The organism is Pseudomonas sp. R37(2017) (assembly GCF_002113375.1).
Taxonomy (GTDB): domain Bacteria; phylum Pseudomonadota; class Gammaproteobacteria; order Pseudomonadales; family Pseudomonadaceae; genus Aquipseudomonas.
The window spans coordinates 74,041-99,359 of the sequence record NZ_NEHO01000016.1 but is presented as its reverse complement, the minus strand read 5'-3'; the positions used below and the strand labels follow the sequence as shown (position 1 = coordinate 99,359).

The 25,319-nt window shown below is 60.8% G+C and carries 20 protein-coding genes; 14 read left to right on the top strand and 6 right to left on the bottom strand.

The window, feature by feature from the left end:
* The first annotated feature begins 468 nt into the window (after window positions 1–468).
* The 14 genes from gcbA (at window position 469) to CAG47_RS22150 (ending at window position 19,142) form a co-directional block, all read left to right on the top strand.
* Window positions 469–2,139 carry a diguanylate cyclase GcbA gene (gcbA, locus tag CAG47_RS22215; RefSeq protein ID WP_085727432.1) on the top strand — a complete coding sequence of 557 codons (1,671 nt, stop codon included), beginning with the start codon at window positions 469–471 and terminating at the stop codon, window positions 2,137–2,139.
* A 52-nt stretch (window positions 2,140–2,191) separates the two neighbouring features.
* Window positions 2,192–4,138: a methyl-accepting chemotaxis protein gene (locus tag CAG47_RS22210; protein WP_085727430.1), complete on the top strand. Its 1,947-nt coding sequence runs from the start codon at window positions 2,192–2,194 to the stop codon at window positions 4,136–4,138.
* Between the two features lie 179 nt (window positions 4,139–4,317).
* On the top strand, window positions 4,318–6,063 hold the full coding sequence (locus CAG47_RS22205; RefSeq protein WP_085727428.1) for a protein-disulfide reductase DsbD: 1,746 nt from the start codon (window positions 4,318–4,320) through the stop codon (window positions 6,061–6,063).
* A gap of 132 nt (window positions 6,064–6,195) precedes the next feature.
* Window positions 6,196–6,648: a type II 3-dehydroquinate dehydratase gene (gene aroQ / locus CAG47_RS22200; RefSeq protein WP_085727425.1), complete on the top strand. Its 453-nt coding sequence runs from the start codon at window positions 6,196–6,198 to the stop codon at window positions 6,646–6,648.
* Window positions 6,649–6,696: 48 nt separating this feature from the next.
* Window positions 6,697–7,161: an acetyl-CoA carboxylase biotin carboxyl carrier protein gene (gene accB / locus CAG47_RS22195; RefSeq protein WP_085727423.1), complete on the top strand. Its 465-nt coding sequence runs from the start codon at window positions 6,697–6,699 to the stop codon at window positions 7,159–7,161.
* Between the two features lie 17 nt (window positions 7,162–7,178).
* Window positions 7,179–8,537, top strand: coding sequence for an acetyl-CoA carboxylase biotin carboxylase subunit (accC, locus tag CAG47_RS22190; protein WP_085727421.1), 1,359 nt, complete (start codon window positions 7,179–7,181; stop codon window positions 8,535–8,537).
* Between the two features lie 291 nt (window positions 8,538–8,828).
* On the top strand, window positions 8,829–9,707 hold the full coding sequence (gene prmA / locus CAG47_RS22185) for a 50S ribosomal protein L11 methyltransferase (protein ID WP_085727418.1): 879 nt from the start codon (window positions 8,829–8,831) through the stop codon (window positions 9,705–9,707).
* A gap of 30 nt (window positions 9,708–9,737) precedes the next feature.
* Complete coding sequence (locus CAG47_RS22180) at window positions 9,738–10,973, top strand: DUF3426 domain-containing protein (RefSeq protein WP_085727416.1); 1,236 nt, start codon at window positions 9,738–9,740, stop codon at window positions 10,971–10,973.
* Between the two features lie 174 nt (window positions 10,974–11,147).
* Window positions 11,148–12,158, top strand: coding sequence for a tRNA dihydrouridine synthase DusB (gene dusB / locus CAG47_RS22175; RefSeq protein WP_008016791.1), 1,011 nt, complete (start codon window positions 11,148–11,150; stop codon window positions 12,156–12,158).
* Window positions 12,155–12,475: a DNA-binding transcriptional regulator Fis gene (gene fis, locus CAG47_RS22170; RefSeq protein ID WP_015093301.1), complete on the top strand. Its 321-nt coding sequence runs from the start codon at window positions 12,155–12,157 to the stop codon at window positions 12,473–12,475. Before dusB ends, fis begins: the two co-directional genes overlap by 4 nt.
* Before the next feature lie 75 nt (window positions 12,476–12,550).
* On the top strand, window positions 12,551–14,158 hold the full coding sequence (gene purH / locus CAG47_RS22165) for a bifunctional phosphoribosylaminoimidazolecarboxamide formyltransferase/IMP cyclohydrolase (RefSeq protein ID WP_085727414.1): 1,608 nt from the start codon (window positions 12,551–12,553) through the stop codon (window positions 14,156–14,158).
* 148 nt (window positions 14,159–14,306) lie between these two features.
* Window positions 14,307–15,602: a phosphoribosylamine--glycine ligase gene (gene purD, locus CAG47_RS22160; RefSeq protein WP_085727411.1), complete on the top strand. Its 1,296-nt coding sequence runs from the start codon at window positions 14,307–14,309 to the stop codon at window positions 15,600–15,602.
* Between the two features lie 100 nt (window positions 15,603–15,702).
* Window positions 15,703–18,480 (top strand): hybrid sensor histidine kinase/response regulator, encoded by a 2,778-nt coding sequence (locus tag CAG47_RS22155; RefSeq protein WP_085727409.1) that lies wholly within the window; start codon window positions 15,703–15,705, stop codon window positions 18,478–18,480.
* A gap of 65 nt (window positions 18,481–18,545) precedes the next feature.
* A complete protein-coding gene (locus CAG47_RS22150) occupies window positions 18,546–19,142 on the top strand; it encodes a MarC family protein (RefSeq protein ID WP_085727407.1) in 597 nt (198 codons plus the stop codon).
* Window positions 19,143–19,212: 70 nt separating this feature from the next.
* On the opposite strand, the gene CAG47_RS22145 is transcribed toward CAG47_RS22150, so the two are convergent.
* The 6 genes from CAG47_RS22145 to cobG form a co-directional block, all read right to left on the bottom strand.
* The gene (locus tag CAG47_RS22145; RefSeq protein ID WP_085727405.1) at window positions 19,213–19,863 is read right to left on the bottom strand and encodes a hypothetical protein; all 651 of its coding nucleotides are present in this window, start codon (window positions 19,861–19,863) and stop codon (window positions 19,213–19,215) included.
* A 63-nt stretch (window positions 19,864–19,926) separates the two neighbouring features.
* Entirely contained in the window at window positions 19,927–20,727 is an 801-nt protein-coding gene (locus CAG47_RS22140; protein WP_256577512.1) for a hypothetical protein, read from the bottom strand.
* 180 nt (window positions 20,728–20,907) lie between these two features.
* On the bottom strand, window positions 20,908–22,611 hold the full coding sequence (cobJ, locus tag CAG47_RS22135; RefSeq protein WP_085727402.1) for a precorrin-3B C(17)-methyltransferase: 1,704 nt from the start codon (window positions 22,609–22,611) through the stop codon (window positions 20,908–20,910).
* On the bottom strand, window positions 22,611–23,342 hold the full coding sequence (locus CAG47_RS22130) for a precorrin-2 C(20)-methyltransferase (protein ID WP_085727509.1): 732 nt from the start codon (window positions 23,340–23,342) through the stop codon (window positions 22,611–22,613). The genes cobJ and CAG47_RS22130 overlap by 1 nt, the downstream gene beginning before the upstream one ends.
* A complete protein-coding gene (locus CAG47_RS22125; protein ID WP_085727400.1) occupies window positions 23,342–23,968 on the bottom strand; it encodes a precorrin-8X methylmutase in 627 nt (208 codons plus the stop codon). The genes CAG47_RS22130 and CAG47_RS22125 overlap by 1 nt, the downstream gene beginning before the upstream one ends.
* Complete coding sequence (gene cobG, locus CAG47_RS22120; RefSeq protein ID WP_085727398.1) at window positions 23,961–25,283, bottom strand: precorrin-3B synthase; 1,323 nt, start codon at window positions 25,281–25,283, stop codon at window positions 23,961–23,963. The genes CAG47_RS22125 and cobG overlap by 8 nt, the downstream gene beginning before the upstream one ends.
* Window positions 25,284–25,319: the final 36 nt, after the last annotated feature.

Sequence of the window (25,319 nt, the reverse complement as noted above, 5' to 3'; positions counted from 1 at the left end):
TCTTGAGTTCAACGGTTCGACGACAACCATACAACAACGTGCCCAGGCCCGGCACCCGCCATCGCACCGATGGGAGAAATTACCGGCCTTGCCGATGAAAAGTGTTCCCGCCCATACGATGACGCGGCGGCCCTCGAAAACCACCTAATGGTTTGGATGAGACTCCTAAGGGAATCCCCGACCCTCTGAAACCTGAAAAAAAGGACCGGTCACAATTGACAGGACACTCAGGCGCGGCCCAATGCCAGCCACTCGCCAATGGCCACCCCATACCCGTCAAGTGCCCTGATCAAAGCACTTCGCCCTCCGCACACCGCGAACTCAAAGGCCAGAACCAGACCGATCGGTCACGAACTGAATGAGGCCGCATTGCAGATTATTGACGTACAGCACTCATGTAATGGAAAAGTGGTGCTAGCATAGAGCCACCAGTCGACCTCAGTGTGCACCCTAACTAGTAGTCAGGATATGACCGAGTCAGAAGACCCCAGCCGCGAGCGCCTCAAGCACCACTTTGCCCAGCGGGTAATTCATCAGGCTCGTCAGATTCTTGAGATATGGCAGCGCCTGCAACGCAGTGAGTGGTCCACCGGCGACCTTTCTGAACTGAGCGAGGCCAATCTGCGCCTGCTGCGTTTCGCCGAGCGCTTCGAGCAGCCGGAACACACGCAACTGGCGCGCCATATCGGTCAATCCCTGGAAGCGGTCGACGCCAATCGCGGGCGCCTGAGCAGCGGCCTGATCACTGATCTCAATCGTTTGATGCAGCGCCTGTCACGCACCGGCCTGCGCCATGGCGACCAACTCGATCAAACCTTCCTGCCGCCACTGCGCAAACCCATTTATGTAGTGCTGCAGGATCACGACCGTGCCGAGCGCCTGGCCAAACAGCTGGAATTCTTCGGGCTCAGCGCCCAGTCCCTGGCCAGCGTGGACGCGTTTCGCTCATCGATGGTCGAGCGTTTACCGGCGGCGATCGTCATGGACGTGGATTTCAGCGGCCCCGGCGTCGGCCTGAAACTGGCCGCCGAAGCCCAGGAAGGCCTCGACCACAAACTGCCGCTGCTGTTCTTCAGCCTGCACGAAACCGACACCCCGACCCGCCTCGCTGCCGTGCGTGCCGGCGGCCAGGAATTTCTCACCGGCACCCTCGAAGCGTCGAGCCTGCTGGAGAAAATCGAAGTCCTGACCTGCGTTGCCCAGTACGAACCCTATAAAGTGCTGATCATCGACGACTCCCGTGCCCAGGCCCTGCACACCGAGCGCCTGCTCAACAGCGCCGGGATCGTCACCCGGACGTTGATCGAGCCGATCCAGGCCATGGCCGAACTCGCGGATTTCCAGCCGGACCTGATCATCCTGGACATGTACATGCCGGCCTGCACCGGTACGGAACTGGCCAAGGTAATCCGCCATAACGACCGCTATGTCAGCGTGCCGATCATTTACCTGTCGGCCGAAGACGACCTGGACAAGCAGCTCGACGCCATGAGCGAGGGTGGCGATGACTTCCTGACCAAACCGATCAAGCCCCGGCACCTGATCACCACCGTGCGCAACCGCGCCGCGAGGGCCCGCAACCTCAAGGCACGGATGGTCCGCGACAGCCTCACCGGCCTGTACAACCACACGCACATCCTGCAATTGCTCGAAGACTGCTCGTTCCGCGCCCGTCGCGAGAACAAGCCGCTGAGCTTTGCCATGCTCGACATCGACCACTTCAAACGGGTCAATGACAGTCACGGCCACCCCATGGGCGATCGGGTGATCAAGAGCCTGGCGCTGTTTCTCAAGCAACGCCTGCGCAAAACCGACTTCATCGGCCGCTACGGTGGCGAAGAATTCGCCATCGTCATGCCGGACACCGATATCGAAGCGGCCTACAACGTGCTCGATGAAATCCGTCAGCGTTTTGCCGAGATTCACTACCCTGCTCAACCCCAGGATCTGTGGTGCACCTTCAGCGCCGGGGTGGTTGAGCTTTGCGAAAGCTCCGACAGCCTGATGATGGCCAGCCAGGCGGACGAAGCGCTGTATCGTGCCAAGGGCGGCGGACGCAATCGCGTACAAGCGGCACGCACATCAAAGCAAAGTGCCACTTTTTTATCGGAATCGACCGATACGGTCATAACCCTGTAACAGAAACGCAATAACTTTTGGCGCTTACCATTTCTGCCGCTGGTAGTCCGTAATGCGCCTGAAGCTGCTGACCAATCTCAATACCCTCCTTCTGGTGGCCGTGTGCGTGGCCCTCGGCGCTACGCTGTGGTGGTCGCAGAAAGCCCTCGAGCGCCCCTATCTGTTAATGGAACGCTATCTGGGCCTGTCGCAGCAATTTCAGAATGAAGTCGTCCGCAGCATCGAGGATTACCTGGGCAGCGGCGATGCACTGCGCCTCAGCAGTGCCGCCCAAGGCATCGCCAACCTGCAAAAAGAACTCGGCGAATTGCCACCGGCCCTGGCCGAGACTCTGCGTCCCAGCCTGTCGACCCTTGAGGAATTCAGCAACACAGACCTGTTGGCCGCCGGCAAACTGGCTGGCGATCCACAGGCCTTGCTGCTGCAGGCCGAGCGCGAATTGGGCGCCAGTCTCGATCAACTCAGCCAATACGCCAGCGGTAATGCGGCCTATCTGTCGCCGCTGCTCATCGCATCGCAGCACCTGGGCAAGTTGTCCCTGGCCCGGGACAAATTGGTCAGCAGCGGCCGCAGTGAGCTGGCCGCCGACGTTGAACGCGAAGTGACAAACATCCGCACCCAGGCCGAAAAGCTCGATGCCCTGCCCTTGCTGGGCGTGACCACCAGCAGCGAATCGAACACCGATGATTTCGCCTCGATGATGGGCCTTGAAAACCAGGAAAAAACCGTCGCCGAAGATGCCGGCGTCGGCCTCAAGCGCGAGCTCAACAGCCTGCTCACACGCTACCCGGCCGAACTCTCGCGCACCCGTGATCAAATCCGCAAACGCGCCGACCTCAGCAACGCGACTCATTTGAAAATCGCCGACGTGCAACAGGCCATTGCCGGGCTGGAACCGGTGGTGCGCGCCCAGCACGGGCAGATCCAGGGTGAAGTACGGCTGATGCAAGGCGTGATGATCGGTCTGATTCTGTTGATCGCCCTGCTGATCGACACCCTGCAGCGCAAACTGGCGCGAACCCTGACCAACCTCGCCCCAGCCTTGTCGACCTGGGCCGAAGGCGACTTCAGCCGCGACATTCAATTGGGCAACACCAACCGCGAATTGCATGACATAGAAGCGTCGCTCAACCGTTTGCGCGCGTATCTGGTGGACTTGGTGGGGACCATTCGCCGCAACGCCGAGCAGGTGGCCGGCAGCAGCCGCACCCTGGCAGACCTGAGCAACGACTTGCACAGCGGTGCCGAACATCAGGCTGGCGATACGGCACTGATCCGCGACTCTCTCAGCGAGCTGGAAGCGACCATTCAACAAGTTGCCGGTGACGCCAGCCAGGCCGCCGACGCCAGCCGTCACGCCGGCCTGGCCGTGGAGCACGGACAGAAAGTCATTGGCCTGAGCCTCACCGGCCTGCATGCGCTGGTGGGCGAAGTGCAAGGCAATGCGCAAATGATCGAGCATCTGGCCGAAGAGTCCGCGACCATCGGCGGCGTGTTGACGGTGATCCGCTCGATTGCCGACCAGACCAACCTGCTGGCCCTGAACGCCGCCATCGAAGCGGCCCGGGCCGGGGAGATGGGGCGCGGCTTTGCGGTGGTGGCGGAAGAGGTGCGCTCACTGGCGCAACGTACCGCCGGGGCCACGGCAGAAATCCAGACGCTGATCGCAGGGCTGCAGACCGCCGCGCGGCAATCAGTGGAAGGCATGCGCGCCCAGGTCGAACACGCCGAGGCCACGGCCAACCAGGCCCAGGCCGCCGATGGCGCGCTGGACAAGATCGTCGGGGCGATCCAGACCATTTCCGACACGGCGGTACGCATCGCCGATGTCACCGCCCAGCAAAGCGGCGCGGTCAGTGAGATTCGTGATCACAGCGAGCGGATTCATCAGTTGGGCGGGGATAATTTGCTGCGCATTGGCGAAGGGCGTGAGCAAGGGGAGAATCTGCTGGTACTGGGCGGGCGACTGCACACGGCCGTTCAAGCCTTCCGCGTCTGATAGATCGCCTTCGCGAGCAAGCCCGCTCCCACAGGTGACCGCATTTTTTCATGGGAATGCGGTTGAATGTGGGAGCGAGCCTGCTCGCGAAGGCGTCAGAAAAGTCAGCGCAAAACTCCCCCCTGCACACCTGCCCACCGTCCGCTATCATCCCCCCAATTCCGATACGCGAGATCGTCATGCGCCGTTTGCTCTGCCTGCTGTTTTTAGTGTTCGTCCTGCCGGCCAGCGCCACTGGCTTGCTGGAGAACCGACCCAGCTCCAACCTGGGCTCGATCAACAACAGTGCCGACTTCCTGCCGGTACGCGAAGCCTTCCGGTTGAGCCTGGTAGAAAGCACAGCGCAATCGATCAAGCTGCGCTTTGTCGCCACCGAGGGCTATTACCTCTACCGTCACCGTTTTCAGTTTCGCGCCGATCCTGCCGATGTAGCCCTGGGTGCGGCCAAACTGCCCGACGGCCAGAAAAAGCACGATGAATACTTCGGTGATGTCGAGGTCTACCACGGCATTCTCGATGTCGAGTTGCCGCGCACCGACCAACGCGCCTTCACCCTGGTCGTGACCTATCAAGGTTGCGCCGACAAAGGCCTGTGCTATCCGCCGGAAACCGAGCGTTTGAGCATCGACGGCAGTGGTGCTCCGACGACAGCTTATCCATGGAGTTGGCGCGAACTGGCGCTGTTTTTCCTCGCCGGCCTGGGCCTGACTTTTACGCCATGCGTGCTGCCCATGCTGCCGATCCTTTCCGGTGTGGTGCTGCGCGGCCAGGTCGGCGGCTGGCGCGGTTTCAATCTGTCACTGGCCTATGTGCTGCCGATGGCCGCCTGCTTTGCCCTGCTCGGCGCGCTGATGGGCCTGTTCGGTGCCCAACTGAATCTGCAGGCGCGGCTGCAATCGGCCTGGGTGCTGGTGCCTTTCGCGATGTTTTTCGCGCTGTTCGCGCTGGCGATGTTCGGCGTTTTCGAACTTAAATTGCCGCACGCCATCAGCAGTCGCCTGGACCGCATCGCCGGTCGCACCGAAGGCGGGTCCCTGTGGGGCGCCGCGGTGTTGGGCGTGGTCTCCAGCTTGCTGGTTTCGCCCTGTGTCTCGGCGCCCCTGGCCGGTGCACTGCTGTACATCAGCGCCAGCGGCGATGCGCTGGGCGGCGGCTTGAAACTGTTTATGCTGGGCCTCGGCATGGGCGCACCGCTGTTGCTGGTAGCCACCGGTGGCGCGGCCTGGCTGCCGAAAAGCGGTCCATGGCTGGTCTACGTGAAAAACGCGATTGGCGTGTTGTTGCTCGGACTGGCGATTGGCCTGCTCAGCCGCGTGCTGCCGGGCCAGGTCACCTTGCTGTTGATCGGCCTTCTGGCCGGTGGCGTTGGCTTGTTCATGGGTGCGCTGGAGTTCGTCTACAAGCCGCCGCGCAAGCGACTCGGGCAGTTGATCGGAATGTTCCTGGTGTTTTACGCCCTGGCCTGCTGGTACGGCGCATTCAGCGGCCAGACCGACCCCTTCAATCCTATTGGCCAGCCGCGCGTCGTCGAGAACAAGCAGCTTGTGCAGGACGCCAGTGCCTGGCAAACCGTCAGCACGCCCGCCGACCTCGACCGCGCGCTCGCTGAGGCCCGGTCGTCCGGCACTCCGCTGCTGCTCGACTGGTACGCCGACTGGTGTATCAGCTGCAAAGTCATCGAGCATGAGGTGCTGGACGACCCTGTCGTCCTCGAACGCTTGAAGGGCTACCGACTGCTCCGCTTCGACATCACCGCCAGCAACACCGAGCAACGCGCCTTGCTCGACCGCTACCAGTTGTTCGGTCCACCGGCCCTGATGTTTTTCGGCAAAGATGGCGTCGAACGAGCCGATGTGCGGGTGATCGGCGAGATCAGCGCCAAAGAGTTCGCCGAGCGCGTTGCCAGGGCGAATGACCAAATTTAATCAAGCAGTCATATATTTCGCGCAAACATCGGTCATCGTGCTGGCTATTGCAGAGAACTGGACAGTCACAAAGGCTTTGCGGCATAGTCGCCGGGTTCTGACAATTGCACACAGATATCAAAGGAACCGCCGATGGCGACGCTACTCGTTCTGCACGGACCCAACCTGAACCTGCTCGGTACTCGTGAACCGGGCACCTATGGCGCCACGACGCTGGCGCAGATCAACCAGGACCTGGAACGCCGCGCCCGCGAAGCCGGTCACCATTTGCTGCACCTGCAAAGCAATGCCGAATACGAATTGATCGACCGTATTCACGCTGCCCGCAGCGAAGGCGTGGACTTCATTTTGATCAATCCGGCAGCTTTTACACATACAAGTGTCGCATTACGTGACGCGCTGCTGGCGGTGAGCATCCCATTCATCGAAGTGCATTTGTCCAACGTGCACAAACGCGAACCTTTCCGCCATCACTCTTACTTCTCCGACGTAGCGGTGGGAGTGATCTGCGGCCTTGGCGCCAGCGGTTATCGACTGGCCCTGGAGGCCGCCCTAGAGCAGCTTGAAACACAGGCAAAAGCTTGAACAACAAGCGTTAAACGCCCCTGACCGACCCTTGGGAGTTGATGATTCATGGATATCCGTAAAGTTAAGAAACTGATCGAATTGCTGGAAGAGTCCGGCATCGACGAGCTCGAGATCAAGGAAGGCGAAGAGTCCGTACGCATCAGCCGTCATAGCAAAACCCCGGCTCAGCAGTACTACGCACCGGCTCCAATGCCTGCTCCGGCTGCCGCGCCTGCCGCTGCCGCCGCTCCGGCTGCCGCTGCCGCACCTGCTGCCGCCGCCGCTCCAGCACTGAACGGCACCGTTGCCCGTTCGCCGATGGTGGGTACTTTCTATCGCAAAGCGTCGCCAACCTCGGCAGCTTTCGTTGAAGTCGGCCAGACCGTGAAGAAAGGCGACACCCTGTGCATCGTCGAAGCCATGAAGATGATGAACCACATCGAAGCTGAAACCAGCGGTGTGATCGAATCCATCCTTGTCGAAGACGGCCAGCCGGTTGAGTACGACCAACCGCTGTTCACCATCGTTTGAACCGCGGAGAGCCTTTGATGACTGCGAAGTTGGAAAAAGTTCTGATCGCCAACCGCGGTGAGATCGCCCTGCGGATCCTGCGCGCCTGCAAAGAGATGGGCATCAAGACCGTCGCCGTTTACTCCAAGGCTGACAAGGAACTGATGCACCTGGGCCTGGCAGACGAATCCGTCTGCATCGGTCCGGCATCGGCGGCCCACTCCTACCTGCACATTCCGGCAATCATCGCCGCGGCCGAAGTGACTGGCGCCACCGCCATTCACCCTGGCTACGGCTTCCTTGCGGAAAACGCCGACTTCGCCGAACAGGTCGAAAAATCCGGCTTCGCGTTCATTGGCCCGAAAGCCGAAACCATTCGCCTGATGGGCGACAAGGTATCGGCCAAGCACGCCATGATCGAAGCTGGCGTACCGACCGTTCCAGGTTCCGACGGCCCGCTGCCGGAAGACGAAGAAACCGCCCTGCGCATTGGTCGCGAAGTCGGTTACCCGGTGATCATCAAGGCCGCTGGCGGCGGCGGTGGTCGCGGCATGCGCGTTGTACACCAGGAAGAAGACCTGATTTCCTCGGCGAAACTGACCCGCTCCGAAGCGGGCGCAGCGTTCGGCAACCCGATGGTCTATCTGGAAAAATTCCTGACCAACCCACGCCACGTGGAAGTCCAGGTACTTTCCGACGGCCAGGGTAACGCCATCCACCTGGGCGACCGCGACTGCTCGCTGCAACGTCGTCACCAGAAAGTTCTCGAAGAAGCGCCGGCACCGGGCATCGACGAGAAGGCTCGCCAGGAAGTCTTCGCCCGCTGCGTCCAGGCGTGCATCGACATCGGCTACCGTGGCGCAGGCACTTTCGAGTTCCTGTACGAGAACGGTCGCTTCTACTTCATCGAGATGAACACTCGTGTCCAGGTAGAGCACCCGGTTTCGGAAATGGTCACCGGTATCGACATCGTCAAGGAGATGCTCAGCATCGCCGCCGGCAACAAGCTGTCGATCACCCAGGATGACGTGGTCATCCGCGGTCACGCGCTGGAATGCCGGATCAACGCCGAAGACCCGAAAACCTTCATGCCGAGCCCGGGCACGGTCAAGCATTTCCACGCCCCAGGCGGCAACGGCGTTCGCGTCGATTCGCACCTGTACAGTGGTTATGCCGTTCCACCAAACTACGATTCATTGATCGGCAAGCTGATCACTTACGGGGCAACCCGTGACGAAGCCATGGCGCGCATGCGCAATGCGCTGGACGAGATCGTTGTCGACGGAATCAAGACCAACATCCCGCTGCACCGCGACCTGACCCGCGATGAAGGCTTCTGCAAAGGAGGCGTGAACATTCACTACCTCGAGCACAAGCTGGCTGGCGAGAAGCACTAAGCTTCGACCCCATCAACAAAGCCGCCTTCGGGCGGCTTTGTTGTATCTGAAAGCCTCACAAATCCCCTTGTGGGAGCGAGCCTGCTCGCGAAGAGGCCGCTACATTCGACACAGACGTGGACTGACACACCGTCTTCGCGAGCAGGCTCGCTCCCACAGGATTGCGAACGACTCAAGACAAGCGCCGCCCCCAAGCTCATCCCACTCCCACAAAACCCGCACTCTCGCGTAAACTTGCGCGCTTCTGGCAGCCCGCTAGGCTGCAATCAACAATTTTCAAAGGTGCCCGCCATGCCTTGGCTGCAAGTACGTCTCGCCATCAGCCCAGAACAAGCCGAAACCTATGAAGACGCTTTCCTTGAAGTGGGCGCCGTGTCGGTGACCTTCATGGACGCCGAAGATCAGCCGATCTTCGAGCCGGAACTCAACACCACGCCGCTGTGGTCGCACACGCACCTGCTGGCCCTGTTCGAGGGTGGCACCGAGCCTGGCCCAGTACTGGCCCACCTGGAGCTGCTGACCGGCAGCCCGCTGCCTGAACACCACAGCGAAGTGATCGAAGACCAGGACTGGGAACGCAGCTGGATGGACAATTTCCAGCCAATGCGTTTCGGCCAGCGCCTGTGGATCGTGCCGAGCTGGCACGCTGCCCCTGAGCCCGGCGCAGTGAACCTGCTGCTCGACCCGGGTCTGGCGTTCGGCACCGGCACCCACCCGACCACCGCGTTGTGCCTGGAGTGGCTCGACGGTCAGGATCTGAAAGACTGCAACGTGCTGGACTTCGGTTGTGGCTCGGGAATCCTGGCGATTGCCGCACTGTTGCTCGGCGCCAAAGAGGCCGTGGGCACAGATATCGACGTGCAGGCACTGGAAGCCTCCCGCGACAACGCTGGACGCAACAACATAGCCGAACACCTGTTCCCGCTGTATCTGCCGGAAGACTTGCCGCCAGTACAGGCCGACGTGCTGGTCGCCAACATTCTCGCCGGCCCGCTGGTCTCGTTGGCACCGCAACTTTCCAGCCTGGTCAAGTCGGGCGGACGCCTGGCGCTGTCGGGCATCCTCGCCGAACAGGGCGACGAAGTCGCAGCCGCCTACGCCAGGGACTTCGATCTGGACCCGATCGCCAATCGCGATGGCTGGGTGCGCATCACTGGCCGTCGGCGCTAGAATGGCCGTCTGCATAATCCGGATCGCCGCATGACCGACAGCTTCGTCACTCAGTGCCCGCATTGCCAAACCAGCTTCCGCGTCAGCCATGCTCAGTTGAGCGTGGCTCGCGGGGTGGTTCGTTGCGGCTCCTGCCTGCAGGTGTTCAATGCCGCCAAACAGCTGCTGGAGCAGGCCGGCAAAGAGCCAGTCGCACCGGTCATCACCCAGACGCCGCAGCCCACAGAACCGCGCGCCATCAGCCAAAAGCAATGGAGCGCGACCGAGCTGGACCTGGACAGCCTCGACCTCGACGAAGAACTTGCCCGGCTCGAACAGCGGGAAATCCAGCCGGCCACCGAACTCGGCCGCCACCGCGACGACTCGCTGAGCGCCCGTCGCGACAGCACCGGACAGGATGACGAGGAGCAGTGGCCCGACAGCCTGTTCAGTGAGTCGGCGGCCGATCGGGCGCAAGTCGACCAACCGCTCGACAGCCTTGAGCCACCAGAGCCGCCGGTCGAACCGGGCAATACCTCGCGCACCGAACCCTCGCTGTCTTTGGAGCCGGTTGATCTCGAGGACGAAGAGCAGCCGCCTCAACTGCGCTTGCACGACCCGCTCGATGCACCGCTGCAGCAAGAACGCCTGTCGGCCGCCGACGAGAACGAAATCGACGACGATCTGCCCTCGATCGAACCACTGGGCAAGCGACGCGGACGCAGCGAACCGGGCGTGCGTGCCGAAGTGCTGCAAGACCTGACCGACGACCCGCTGCAGCTGGACTGGCAAAAACGCCGCTCGCCCTGGGGCCGACGGCTGCTGTGGCTGCTGCTGGTGCTGATTGCCGCTGGCGCCCTCGCCGGCCAGTACATCGCCTACCATTTCGACGAGCTGGCGCGACAGGATCAATATCGCCCCTGGTTCCAGCAACTGTGCCCGCAGATTGGCTGCACCGTGCCCTCCAAAGTCGACATCGCCAAAATCAAAAGCAGCAACCTGGTGGTGCGCAGCCATCCCGAATTCAATGGCGCCCTGGTGGTCGATGCAATCATCTATAACCGCGCGACCTTCTCCCAGCCCTTCCCGCTGCTGGAATTGCGCTTCGCCGATCTCAATGGCCACCTGATCGCCAGTCGCCGCTTCAAACCCGGTGAATACCTCAATGGCGATCTCGAAGGCATGGCGGAAATGCCTCCGCAAACACCAATCCACATCGCCCTGGACATTCTCGACCCCGGCGCCAAAGCCGTGAACTACAGTCTGAGCTTTCACTCTCCGGAGTGAAACGCTTCACCGATCTCCGGCTTTTCGACTCCCCTTGGCAAACCAAACCATGGGCAATAACAGATTAGCTGTTCAGATTTTGTTCAATTCAGCCTTTATCCAGTCATCGAGAGCGGGTATCATGCCAACCCTTTTTCGAACTCTCATGATCCGGCCCCACAACAGGGAAGTCCTATGTCGGCGGTACGCATCGGCCCATACACATTACATAACAGCTTGATCCTCGCTCCCATGGCGGGTGTCACCGACCAGCCCTTTCGTCAGCTGTGCAAACGCCTGGGCGCGGGACTGGTCGTCTCGGAAATGGTCACCAGCGACATGAGTTTGTGGAACACCCGCAAGTCGCGCATGCGCATGATCCACGAGGGTGATCCCGAGCCACGCTCGGTACAGATCGCCGGTGGGGACGCGCAGATGCTGGCGGACGCTGCCCGTGCCAACGTTGAAATGGGCGCACAGATTATTGACATCAACATGGGCTGTCCGGCCAAGAAGGTCTGCAACAAGGCTGCCGGTTCCGCACTGTTGAAGGATGAACCCCTGGTAACCGAGATCCTGCAGGCCGTCGTGGCTGCAGTCGATGTGCCGGTTACCCTGAAGATCCGGACCGGTTGGGACCGGGACAACAAGAATGGCCTGACGGTGGCGAAGATCGCCGAGCAGGCAGGCATTACGGCGCTGGCGGTGCATGGCCGCACCCGTGCCGACCTGTACACCGGTGAAGCCGAATACGACACCATTGCCGCGATAAAGCAGGCGGTGTCGATCCCGGTCTTCGCCAATGGCGATATCGATTCGCCGGAAAAAGCCCGGTACGTGCTCGATGCGACCGGTGCCGATGGTTTGTTGATTGGCCGGGCCGCCCAGGGGCGGCCATGGATTTTTCGCGAGATCGACCATTTCCTGCGTACCGGCGAGAAACTCCCGGCGCTGGAACTGATCGAGGTGGAACGCATTCTGCTAGAGCATCTGGCCGCCCTGCACGCCTTCTATGGCGATGTCATGGGTGTGCGCATTGCTCGAAAGCATGTGGGCTGGTATCTCGCAACCCTGCCGGGCGCCAGGGAGTTTCGCGCCCACTTCAATCGTTTGGATGGTACGGATACACAATGCGCCAACGTTCGGGCATTTTTCGCCGAGCGTTACAAGAGCCTGACAGGGGACGGAGAGTGGGTGGCCGCATGACGATGATGACCGAGACTTTAGTGAGTGGAACAACACCCGTGAGCGACAACGTAAATTTGAAACAGCACCTCAATACGCCAAGCGAAGAAGGCCAGACCCTTCGCGGGAGTGTCGAGAAGGCGCTGCACAATTATTTCGCCCACCTTGAGGGCGCTGCCGTCACGGATGTGTACAACCTGGTGCTCTCCGAAGTCGAGGCTCCCCTGCTCGAATGCGTGATGAACTACGTCAAGGGCAACCAGACCAAGGCCAGCGAGATGCTCGGACTGAACCGGGGCACGCTGCGCAAGAAACTCAAGCAGTACGATTTGCTGTAAGCATTCAATCAAACCAGAAAGGCGCCCGCGTAAAACCGGTCGCCTTTTTTGCTGACCCTTTTGATGGAAATTGAGATGACCGACCAGACTACCCGCCTGCCGATCCGCCGCGCCTTGATCAGCGTTTCCGACAAGACCGGGATCCTCGAATTCGCCAAGGAGCTTGAAGCCCTGGGCGTCGAGATCCTCTCCACCGGTGGGACGTTCAAGCTGCTGCAGGACAACGGTGTCGCCGCAGTGGAAGTCGCTGATTACACCGGTTTCGCGGAAATGATGGACGGTCGGGTGAAGACCCTGCACCCGAAAATCCACGGTGGGATCCTCGGTCGCCGCGGTATCGACGACGCCATCATGAACGAGCACGGCATCAAGCCGATCGACCTGGTAGCGGTCAACCTGTACCCGTTCGAAGCCACCATCAACAAGCCAGGCTGCGACCTGCCGACCGCCATCGAGAACATCGACATTGGCGGCCCGACCATGGTCCGTTCCGCTGCCAAGAACCATAAAGACGTGGCCATCGTGGTCAACGCCAGCGATTACGCCAGCGTCCTGGAAAACCTCAAGGCCGGTGGCCTGACCTACGCCCAGCGTTTCGACCTGATGCTCAAGGCCTTCGAGCACACCGCGGCCTACGACGGCATGATCGCCAACTACATGGGCACCGTGAACCAGGCCGCCGACACCCTCGGCACGGAAGGTCGCAGCGAGTTCCCGCGCACCTTCAACAGCCAGTTCATCAAGGCCCAGGAAATGCGCTACGGCGAGAACCCGCACCAGAGCGCGGCGTTCTACGTTGAAGCCAAGCCCGCCGAAGTCGGCATCGCCACCGCGACCCAACTGCAGGGCAAGGAACTGTCGTACAACAACGTGGCCGACACCGACGCCGCCCTGGAGTGCGTGAAGAGCTTCGTCAAGCCGGCTTGCGTCATCGTCAAGCACGCCAACCCGTGCGGCGTGGCGGTCAGCCCTGACGCCGAAGGTGGCATTCGCAAGGCCTACGACCTGGCCTACGCCACCGACACCGAATCCGCCTTCGGCGGCATCATCGCCTTCAACCGCGAGCTGGACGCCGAGACCGCCAAGGCCATCGTCGAGCGTCAGTTCGTCGAAGTGATCATCGCTCCATCGGTCAGCGAAGAAGCCCGCGCCATTGTCGCCGCCAAAGCCAACGTACGCCTGCTGGCCTGCGGCGAGTGGTCGGCTGACCGTGCGGCGGCCTGGGACTACAAGCGTGTCAACGGTGGCCTGCTGGTACAGAGCCGCGACATCGGCATGATCAGTGCCGACGACCTGAAAGTGGTCACCAGGCGCGCACCGTCCGAACAGGAAATCCATGACCTGATCTTCGCCTGGAAAGTCGCCAAGTACGTGAAGTCCAACGCTATCGTCTACGCCAAGAATCGCCAGACCATCGGTGTCGGCGCCGGCCAGATGAGCCGCGTGAACTCGGCGCGCATTGCTGCGATCAAGGCCGAGCATGCGGGCCTGCAGGTTGCCGGTGCGGTCATGGCTTCCGACGCATTCTTCCCGTTCCGCGACGGCATCGACAATGCAGCCAAGGCCGGGATCACCGCGGTGATCCAGCCGGGCGGCTCGATGCGTGATGCTGAAGTGATTGCGGCGGCGGATGAAGCAGGCATCGCGATGGTCTTTACGGGCATGCGCCACTTCCGTCACTGATAGGACGGCTTCCCCTGTAGGAGCGAGCATGCTCGCGATGATCGATTAGACGCCGCGCTGTTCCAGAGGCCCCGCGTTATCGTTAACCACCATCGCGAGCATGCTCGCTCCTACAGTTCCCAGATTTGCGTCATCCGAGGTTTTTGAAATGAATGTTTTGATCATTGGCAGCGGTGGCCGTGAACACGCCCTGGCCTGGAAAGTGGCTCAGGACCCGCGCGTGCAGAAGGTGTTCGTGGCTCCGGGCAATGCCGGTACCGCCATCGAAGCCAAGTGCGAGAACGTCGCCATCGACGTACTGGCACTTGAGCAACTGGCAGACTTTGCCGAGAAAAACGTTTCCCTGACTATTGTCGGCCCTGAAGTGCCGCTGGTCGCCGGTGTTGTGGATCTGTTCCGCAGCCGCGGCCTGGATTGCTTCGGCCCGACCGCCGGCGCTGCGCAGCTGGAAGGCTCGAAAGCTTTCACCAAGGACTTCCTGGCTCGCCACAAGATCCCGACTGCCGACTACCAGAACTTCACCGAAATCGAGCCTGCCCTGGCTTACCTGCGCGAAAAAGGCGCACCGATCGTGATCAAGGCCGACGGTCTGGCGGCCGGTAAAGGCGTGATCGTGGCCATGACCCTGGCCGAAGCCGAAGACGCGGTTCGTGACATGTTGGCGGGTAATGCCTTTGGCGATGCCGGTTCGCGCGTGGTCATCGAAGAGTTTCTGGACGGCGAAGAAGCCAGCTTCATCGTCATGGTCGACGGCAAGAACGTCCTGCCGATGGCCACTAGCCAGGACCACAAGCGCGTCGGTGACGGCGACACGGGTCCGAATACCGGCGGCATGGGTGCTTACTCCCCGGCGCCAGTGGTCACCGCCGACGTGCACAAACGTGTCATGGACCTGGTGATCTGGCCGACCGTGCGTGGCATGGCCGAGGAAGGCAACGTCTACACTGGCTTCCTGTACGCCGGCCTGATGATCGACAAGGCCGGCAATCCAAAAGTCATCGAGTTCAACTGCCGTTTCGGTGACCCCGAGACCCAACCGGTGATGCTGCGCCTGCAGTCGAGCCTGGTACTGCTGGTCGAAGCCGCCCTGGCCCAGGCCCTGGATAAAGTAGAAGCACAATGGGATCCACGCCCGAGCGTCGGCATCGTGCTGGCAGCTGGCGGCTATCCTGGTGACTACACCAAGGGCGTGGCCATCAATGGCCTGGATGCAGCGGCGGCACTGGAAGGCAAAGTCTTCCACGCCGGCACTGCGCTCAAGGATGGCCAGGTAGTGACGGCCGGTGGTCGCGTGCTGTGCGCCACGGCCATGGGTGCCAGCGTCGACGCTGCACAGCAGCAGGCCTACAAGCTGGCGGCTGCCATCGACTGGGAAGGCTGTTTCTACCGCAAGGACATTGGCTACCGCGCCATTGCCCGCGAGCGTGGCGAAAATCAGGAATAAGGTAAACACCGCGCCAGGCAATGAACAGGGTTTATTGCCTGGCTATTCCGGCGCCGCGCATCGTTATATTCTGGCATCAACCTAACGAAGGGATTTCGCCGTGCGCTGGCTCAGGATCGCCATAAGCTTGACCGTCACTTTGCTGACCCTGCTCTGCATGCTACCGGCCCAGGCCGCGCAAGGCAGTGGCTGGGCAGTATTGCTCGACGAACAGGGCGACCTGCAACTGAGCGACATCCGCTCCGCACGCTACACCAATCAATTCAGCCCTATCGAACTCGACCGCATCACCGCGGCCGAACCCGATGGCGCGCTTTGGTTGCGATTCAGGCTTGCACCGGGTAAACACGAGCAGTTGCTGCGAGTGTTCGCGCCTGACCTGCACCAGCTCAACATGTACGTACTGGATGGCGAAAGGCTGATCGATCAATCCAGCACGGGCAACGAACAGCCCCAATCCGAGCGACCACTGCCCAGCAGTGACTTCATGCTGGCCTTGCCGCAAAGCGACAACCCCCTCGATGTCTACCTGCGACTGGCCTCCGATCACCAGTTGCGCCCCCATATCACCCTGCAATCGGCGATCATCGCGGCTGCCAACCAGACCCAGACGCTGATCTATGGCCTGCTGTTCGGCTGCATCGCCATGTTGATCCTGCACAATCTCATCCGCTACGCCTACACCCGCTCGCACAGTGCCGTCTGGCTGGCGACGTGCGAAGGGCTGTTGATGCTCAGCCTGCTGCTGTTGCTGAACCTCATTGGCCCCTGGCTACCGGACTGGCGTGCACTGCAAACGCCGGGGGCTTACCTGGCACTGCTACTGACTGCGCCCTGCGGGCTGATGCTTGCCTATCGCTTCTTCTCCCCGCTCGGGCCGCACCCGCTGAACCGGTTGCTGCTGGGCGAGGTCCTGCTCATCACCGCCTGCGGCCTGATGCTGCTGTTCGTCAATACCTTGCCGCTGAACTTCATTACCTACGGCCTGGTAGCCCTGGCAGGCTTGACCATGCTGTTCATCAGCGCCTATCACTGGCAAAAGGGTTATCGCCCGGCTCGCCTCTTCGTGGCAGCCATGGTGGTGTTCAACCTGGGGACACTGGTCATCCTGCCCGCGCTGCTGGGGTTGACCCTGATCGAACCCCACGACCTGATCACCACCTTGCTGGTCTTCATCTGCATCAGCGGCCTGCTGATGAGCATTGCATTGAGCGAGCGCCAGCGCCGCATCATCGAAGACCGTTTCAGCATCAGCCGCGACCTGGCGGCCAGCAATGCCGAGATCAACGCCAAGGCCGAGTTCCTGGCGAAGATCAGCCACGAGATCCGCACACCGATGAACGGCGTCCTGGGCATGACCGAGTTGCTGCTGGGCACACCGCTTTCAGTCAAGCAACGCGACTATGTGCAGACGATCCACAGCGCCGGCAACGAGCTGCTGACACTGATCAACGAAATACTCGACATTTCCAAACTCGAATCAGGGCAGATCGAACTGGACGATGTGCAGTTCGACCTCAACGCACTGATCGAAGACTGTCTGAGCATCTTCCGCGCCAAGGCCGAGCAGCAAAACGTCGAGCTGATCAGTTTCATCCAGCCGCAAGTGCCGCGGGTGATCAGTGGTGATCCGACTCGCCTGCGCCAGACGCTGTTGAGCCTTTTGGAAAACGCCCTGAAGAAAACCGATGAAGGGGAAATCCTGATCGTCGTGGCGCTCGATGAGCGCAACGCCAAACCACGCCTGCGCATCGCCGTGCAGGACAGCGGCGAGCCGATGGACGCCGAAGAACGCGACGCCCTGATGCACGCCGAACTGCACAGCCGACATTTTCTCTCGGCCACCCACCTGGGCGGCAACCTGGGGCTGGTGATTGCCCGCCAGCTGATCCGCCTGATGCAAGGGGAATTCGGAATCAAGAGCGGCAGCAACCAGGGCAGCACCCTGTGGCTGACCCTGCCACTGGACCCGGATCGCCTCGAACACCCGACCTCCGACCTCGACGGCCCGCTGCAAGGCGCGCGGGTATTGGTGGTGGACGACAATGACACCTGTCGCAAAGTGCTGGTGCAGCAATGCAGCGCCTGGGGCCTGAACGTAAGCGCCGCATCTTCCGGCAAGGAAGCACTGGCGCTGCTGCGCACCAAGGCTCATTTGCGCGATTACTTCGATGTGGTCCTGCTGGACCAGAACATGCCCGGCATGACCGGCATGCAACTGGCGGCCAAGATCAAGGAAGACCCGAGCCTGAACCATGACATCCTGCTGATCATGCTCACCGGCATCAGCAATGCGCCGAGCAAGATCATCGCGCGCAACTCCGGGATCAAGCGCATCCTCGCCAAACCGGTGGCCGGCTACACCCTCAAGACCACCCTGGCCGACGAACTCACCCAACGCAACAAAGGCCTGGTCGTCATCCCGCCACTGCCAAGCGGCCCTGCCCTGCCGATCAAGGTCCCCAGCGATTTCCGCATTCTGGTGGCCGAAGACAACAGCATTTCGACCAAGGTGATCCGCGGCATGCTGAGCAAGCTCAACCTGCAACCGGATACTGCCTGCAACGGCGAAGAAGCCTTGCAGGCGATGAAAGCCCAGCGTTACGACCTGGTGCTGATGGACTGCGAAATGCCGATCCTCGACGGCTTCTCGGCCACTCAGCAATTGCGCGCCTGGGAAGTCGGCAACCAGCGGGTCCGTACTCCCGTGGTGGCATTGACCGCGCATATCCTGGCCGAGCACAAAGAGCGTGCACGTCAGGCCGGCATGGATGGACACATGGCCAAACCGGTCGAACTGTCGCAACTGCGCGAATTGATCGAACACTGGGTCGCCCAGCGTGATCAGCAGAATCGCGCAACGACCCAAACGTCCTGAGCCGACAGACGGCGCAACCCCTGATAGACTCCCCCTCGACTTCCCTTGCCAGCGAGCCCGGCACCATGCTCCATGTGTTGTTCAGCGTTTACTTGAAGATGCTGGTGCTCTACAGCCCATTCTTCGTGTTGTCCTGCTTCATCAGCCTGACCCGCGGTTACTCGCGCAAGGAACAGCATCGGCTGGCCTGGAAAGTGGCGGTCGCGACTCTGGTCTCCAGTGTGCTGCTGTATTTGTTCGGCCGGGCGATCTTCAGTGTTTTCGGCATTACCGTGGATGCGTTCCGCATCGGTGCAGGCAGCGTCCTGTTCATCTCGGCGCTCGGGATGGCACAAGGCAAATCGGCAGTACAGACCGACAACGTGCAGCAGGATGTGACCATCGTCCCGCTGACCATTCCGCTGACCGTCGGCCCCGGCACCATCGGTGCTTTGCTGGTGATGGGCGTGAGCCAACCACACTGGGACGACAAGCTCATGGCAATTGTCAGTATTGCCCTGGCCAGTTTTACTGTCGGGGTGGTGCTTTATCTGTCGAACCGCATCGAGCGCATTCTCGGCGATCAGGGCTTACAGATCGTCAGCCGCTTGATGGGGTTGTTTGTATGTGCACTGGCGGCGCAGATCATTTTTACCGGGGTCAAGGGCTATCTGGTGCCTTGACCTGACGGGCATCACTCTCGCAAAGAGGCCTTGTCGTCAAGACAAGGCCTGTCATTTCTACCCCTAAAAATCAGAGCTTGAGTTTGTGCACAAGTAATTTGTCGGAGTAAGCGTCGATTTTCTCGTGCACCCGCACACGGTGATCCTCAAAAATCTTTCTTTTGAAGGCATAGACACCGCCATCCGGGACAATCAGCATCCGTTTGTCAAACTCCTTCCAGAAAAAGAAGTCCTCCTCCTTCACAGTGGTGCTGACACGCATGCCAAAAAGACAAACAACCGTTTTGCCCGAGGCGAGACGCTCGCAAGGTGCGCATTTGAGAATGCCTTGACCACCTTGCATCACGTTATTGTGGAAAAACTCCCAGGCGAATTTGTCTAATTCCATTGCCTTGTAGGTATGTTCGAAAAGTTCCCCCATGCGTTTGGAACCCAGCCGGACAATAACATCACGACCAATCCTTAGTAATTGAGGAACATTCGCCACCTGGAACGGTTCGGTGTGAACCATGGCGTCCAGGGTAAAACCGACTTCCAGCAATTGTCTCTTGTAGCAATCGAACCAAACCTTCTGTGTGGAGTGTTCAGGGTATCTGTCATTTGCCGTCAATTCGGCATATAGCAAACAATCCTGTATATCCTGTTGATCTTGCAAGTCCACCTTTGAGTCAAAGGCAAGCAAACAACCACCCACAACAACAGCATCAGCAAGTACCGGCATATCAACACCTCGCCAGCCGAACTTCAACAAACCCAGAACAGCTCACAACTTTACTTGCTGCTGTTAATCCACCAACTTTTTAAATAGCCCGTCACCAAACGCATCGATATAGCTATACACCTGCTGACGTTTGCGATCGAAAGCACGTTTATTGAATTTTCGAACTCCAGCTGCCTGAAAAAAATGCACGCCTTGAGTATTGAAGGTGAAGAACAAAAAGTCGCCGTTGTAATCCTTGCTATAGACGTCCAGCCCTCCCATGACCATAGCCATACCACCACCTGGAGCGACGATGCAGGGGACAGCCTTGAAGCTGACGACTTGACTGTTCTTGCTGCTCGAATCGACAATTTTCAGTGCTGCCTGGTCACCCTTCAGCTTTTCGAAGCCGCTGGCCACCAGACTTAACACGTTACCCGAGCCAGCACTGATGACGGTCTGGAGTACCTGTAAAAGTGCTTCATTCATAGTCAGCGTCAGTGTTTTGGAATCGTACTTTTTGCGCGTATAGCTTTCGGTAACCCAACCGATCGCAGTCAATGCCTCGTTGTACGCGGCGTAACGCTGCTCCTGGGAGCTGCCGGCAGGCAGCTCGCGAACGACGGCCTCGGCAAAGGCCTGACTATCCAATGCATCCTGTTTGTCGTCCTCGGAGAGACGCTCCTCGAACACTACGAGGGATTGACCGATAATCGACGCATCATGCTCTTGCTCTGTACGATCGATCGCAACATTGAGTCCCTCACTGAAACTTCTGGCACGCGGGCGTGAAGAAACTTCGGCTAGCCGACTCTCAATTTTCTCAAAATAAGAATCCTGCGATATGGGATCAAACAAAACGTCCGCTGAAATAGAATCATCCATAATTAATTCCTTAGTTAGCATTAAGCCGCCTCATGCGACAAATTCAAACTAAAGCATTAACCAACAAGACTCAATCAATCATAAACGGAAACTTATACAATTAGTTGCCACCCCAAACACAACAAAAAACTGCTCACATTATTATCTGGGCAAAACGGCCCCGGAACGAGGCCGTAATGATCAACAGCCCGGCTTGGTCCCGTACCAGCGCGGCGTGTATACCCATTCACGCCCCCCGGCGCGGGGAAAAACGCAGGTCGTGGAAGAGCCGATCAATACCATGGTGCGCATGTCGACCTGATCAGGGGTCAACTGCCCGAGGGTGAGGACACGCAGGGTTTGACCCGGACGGCCGATGTCCCGCCCCAGCACAACCGGCGTCTGCGGCGCGCGGTGACGGCGAACGATGTCCAGCGCCTGCCCAAGTTGCCACGGGCGAGAGCGAGAAATCGGGTTGTAGAACGCCAGGGCCAGGTCGGCTTGGGCCGCCAGATCCAGACGTTTTTCTATGATCGACCAGGGCTTGAGGTTGTCCGACAGCGATAGCACGCAGAAGTCATGACCCAAGGGCGCGCCAGCCTGGGCAGCGGTTGCCAGTGATGCGGAGACACCTGGCAGGACTTCCAGATCGACCCTGTGCCATGCCGCATCGGTGGACTCATGCAACGCTTCAAGCACCGCGGCGGCCATGGCGAAAACCCCCGGATCCCCGGAAGAAACCACCACCACCGAACGCCCTTGGGCTGCCAGTTCGAAAGCGTGGCGGGCGCGTTGCATCTCTTCGCGATTGTCGGTGCAATGCAGCACCTGGTCGGCGCGAAACGGCCCGGCCATGCGTACGTAGGTTTCGTATCCCAACACGTCGGTTGCGCGGGCCAGTTCCGCCTTCACGGCCGGCACCATCAGTTCCGCGGCACCCGGCCCCAGGCCGATCACGGCCAAACGTCCGCGAGGCCGGCCAATCTGCAACGGATCCAGCGGATGACCGGCAATCGCGATGCTCAGCGTATCGTCGCCATGGAGGCTGACAGACTCGTCGATCGCCAAACGCAGGCGCTCGCCGAGACCACCCTCGGCGCTGGCAAAACGCAGCGGCACGCCCAGTTCAAGCGCCGCTTCGCGCAACTCGGGACTGGCCATTTCGCTGTCGGCGGCCAATAGGCAAGCCAGCGACTGCACGGCGATTTTTGCCTGATGCAACGCCTCGCGCACCGCCCCCGCGACGTTCGCCAGGCCCGCATCCACAGCGACCACCACATTGCGCGGATAGATCAGCAATTCGTTGGCCGCGGGTGTCCGCTCGGCATGACTGACATGCACCGCCAACCGTGCCTGGGCGTCTTCGGGCAACTGCGCCTGCGCCAGCCACGGGGCGTCACCTTCGATGCGCACCCTTTCGCCGGCGAGCAAATCGGAAACGAAACGCTTGCCCAGTTCCAGATCGCCAAGGGCATAACCGCTGGGCGGGTTGAGCAGGCAGGTGCCGAAACGCAACTCGCCGCTGGTGGTGATCGCCGCAGCGACTTCAAGCGCGGCGGCAATCTCCCGGGCCATTACATTCACCCCGCCGAGGCCACCCAGCAGTGGGACCACGGCGCTGCCGTCTTCGGCCACCACCAGTACCGGTGGCTCGGCGCCCTTTTCCAGCAACAAGGGCGCCAGCGTGCGGATCACGATTCCGGCCGCGCACAGGGCAATGATCGGTGTGCCCTGCTGATAAAGCTCGCGCAAGGTCGTGCCAAATTCGTGATAAACCCGATCCGCGCCTTCGACCCGTTCGGCCAGGCCGTGGATCAAGGCTTGGGGGTACACCTGTTGAATGCTGCGCGCGGTCGCGAGGCTGCCATTGCCGAGAATGACAATCGCCGGAACTGGACGGGTCATCAGCCTTGCCACCTTTCACCGGGAACGATGATCAACGAGAAATACGGCGAGGACATCGGCTCGACCCGGTCCAGCGGCACGATCTTCTGATTCGCCATGGTGGCGCGTTCGACGTACAGCGCACGCTCGGCCAGGCCGAGTTCTTCCAGCACCTGGCGCACCTTGGGAAAGTTTCGCCCCAGCTTCATGATCACCGCCGCATCGGCATCGGCCAGGCGACGCTTGAGTTCGTCGTGCGGCAATACGCCGGACAACACCGACAAACTCTGATTGCGATACACCAATGGTGCACCGAGTACCGAGGCGCCACCCAGCATGGAGCACACACCCGGCACGACCTCAGCCTGATAACGCTCGGCAAGCCGGTCGTGCAGGTACATGTAGGAGCCGTAGAAGAACGGATCACCCTCGCAGATCACCGCCACGTCGCGGCCGGCATCCAGGTGTGCCGCCAGCTCTTGCGCAGCGTCATCGTAGAAATCGCTGATCACTTGCTCATAGGACAACGGCGCCGGCAAGGCTTCGGTGGTCACCGGGTACACCAGCGGCAACAGATTCTGCGCGTCCTGCAGGTGCGCTTCGATGATGCCGAACGCATTGCCCTTTTTGCCCTTGGCGACGAAATAGGCCACCACCGGCGATTCGCGCAGCAGGCGCAGGGCTTTAACGGTAATCAGCTCCGGATCACCGGGGCCGACGCCGAGACCGATCAAACGTCCAGGTTGCTGCATCATTCGATCTCCGTGGCGAGGGCATTGATGGCGGCGGCAGCCATGGCGCTACCGCCCAAGCGGCCCTGCATGATGACAAAAGGCACGCCGCGGCTGTCAGCCGCCAGCGCAGCCTTGGATTCGGCGGCGCCGACAAAACCTACTGGAAAACCAAGGATCAACGCCGGTTTCGGCGCACCGGCATCAAGCATTTCCAGCAAATAGAACAGCGCGGTCGGAGCGTTGCCGATGACCACCACGCTGCCTTCCAGATGCGGGCGCCACAGCTCCAGCGCAGCGGCTGAGCGGGTATTGCCCAACTCACGGGCCAGGTCTGGAACGCTCTCATCGCGCAAGGTGCAGATCACCGCGTTGTTCGCCGGCAGCCGTGCGCGGGTCACGCCTTCGGAGACCATCCGCGCATCGCACAAAATCGGCGCGCCGGCCGCCAGCGCATCACGCCCGGCCTTGCCCGCCCCTTCGGAAAACTGCAGACCGTCGATAGCCTCGACCATGCCGCAGGCGTGAATCACACGGACCGCGAGTTTCTCCAGATCGGCCGGGATTCGGTCGAGGTTGGCCTCGGCGCGAATGATCGCGAAGGAGTTGCGATAGATCTCCTGACCGTCGCGGATGTAATCAAGCATCAAGGGGGCTCCGTGAGCGGGCGTCGAGCAAGGCCGCGACCGCTTCAATAGTAAGGTTGCGTGCGTGCAGCGCGCCGAAACCCGGCTGCGTTGCATCGCGAAAATAGAGATCGTAGTGACCGGGGGCGACGGCCAGCATTGTGACGGGCGCCCTATGCGCGGCGGCGCAGGAGCGCGCGCATCCGCTCAAGTGCACGCTCGGCGTTTGTCTGTGACGCCGGAGCAAGGTGGCCAGTTTCAGCGCATCGCCCTTGGTTTCGGCCAGGCCTTTGCCGCAGCCGTTCGAGCCGGTGCAGGCGATCAACCGGGACAATGGCTGATCGGTTTCACAGTGCAAGCCCAGAGATTGCAATTGCCCAATGACCTCAGCGGCGTTTTCCCCGCGGACATTGGGCAGCAGCAGGCTTTGCCAGGGCGTGAAACGCAGGCTGGAGTCTCCGAACTCACGTGCCAGTCGTGCCACGCCCCGCAGCATCGCCGGATCGAGCCGCCCCAGCGGCGGGACAGCCCCGACATAGACAACACCGGGCTTGCCCTGGGGATGGGCACCCACGTGCAAATCACTGGAGCCTGAAACCCGCTGCCAACCGACAACGGCTTGCAGCGGCACTCGCTCAGCCAGCCTGAGCAGTACGGCCTCGACCGAATATTCAGTCAGCAAATGGCGCATCCGCGTCTGCTCGGGGCGCGCCAGTTCAAGGAACGACTCAAGGACCGCGACCACCAGCGCATGCCCGTCGGCGAGCGCAACCGAACCGACGGGGCTGTCCGTCGGGCATCCCGCCAGGCCGAACGCCAGCCGTTGCTCACCGTCTTGCGCAAACGCCGAGAGCCACAGGTCATGGGGATGTTCGAGCATCGCCAGGTCTTCACCGCCATCAAGCTGCACGGCGAACTTGGCACTGAGGCCGTGAAAAGCTTCGTGGCTTTGCAGTGTGGCGAGGATTTGCCCGGCCAGCGGGCGCGTGTCGAACAGCATGCGCCGGTCGATCCCGGCGCCGGGGCTCAGCATCAGGTTGCGCACGTCGTCGCCACCCGCCGTGCGCGGCCCCAGATCGGCAGCCAGCAGGTTGTCGATCAACGCCGATTGCTCATTGCCGATACCGCGAATCTGCAGGTTGGCCCGGTTGGTCGCCTCGATCACCCCGCTGGCGAAACACTCGGCCGCAGCCACCACGGCCTCGGCCTGGTCGCTGCTGATCGAACCGCCATTCAACTTGATCCGGCAGATACCGCCATCCAGCGCCGGGACAATACGCAGCAACCCCGGGCAAGCCGAGGGACGCAAGGCGGTGGACAGCGGACGTTGGTTCAAGGCGGACCCGTTCAGGTGGCGAGGCGATTCACGGCG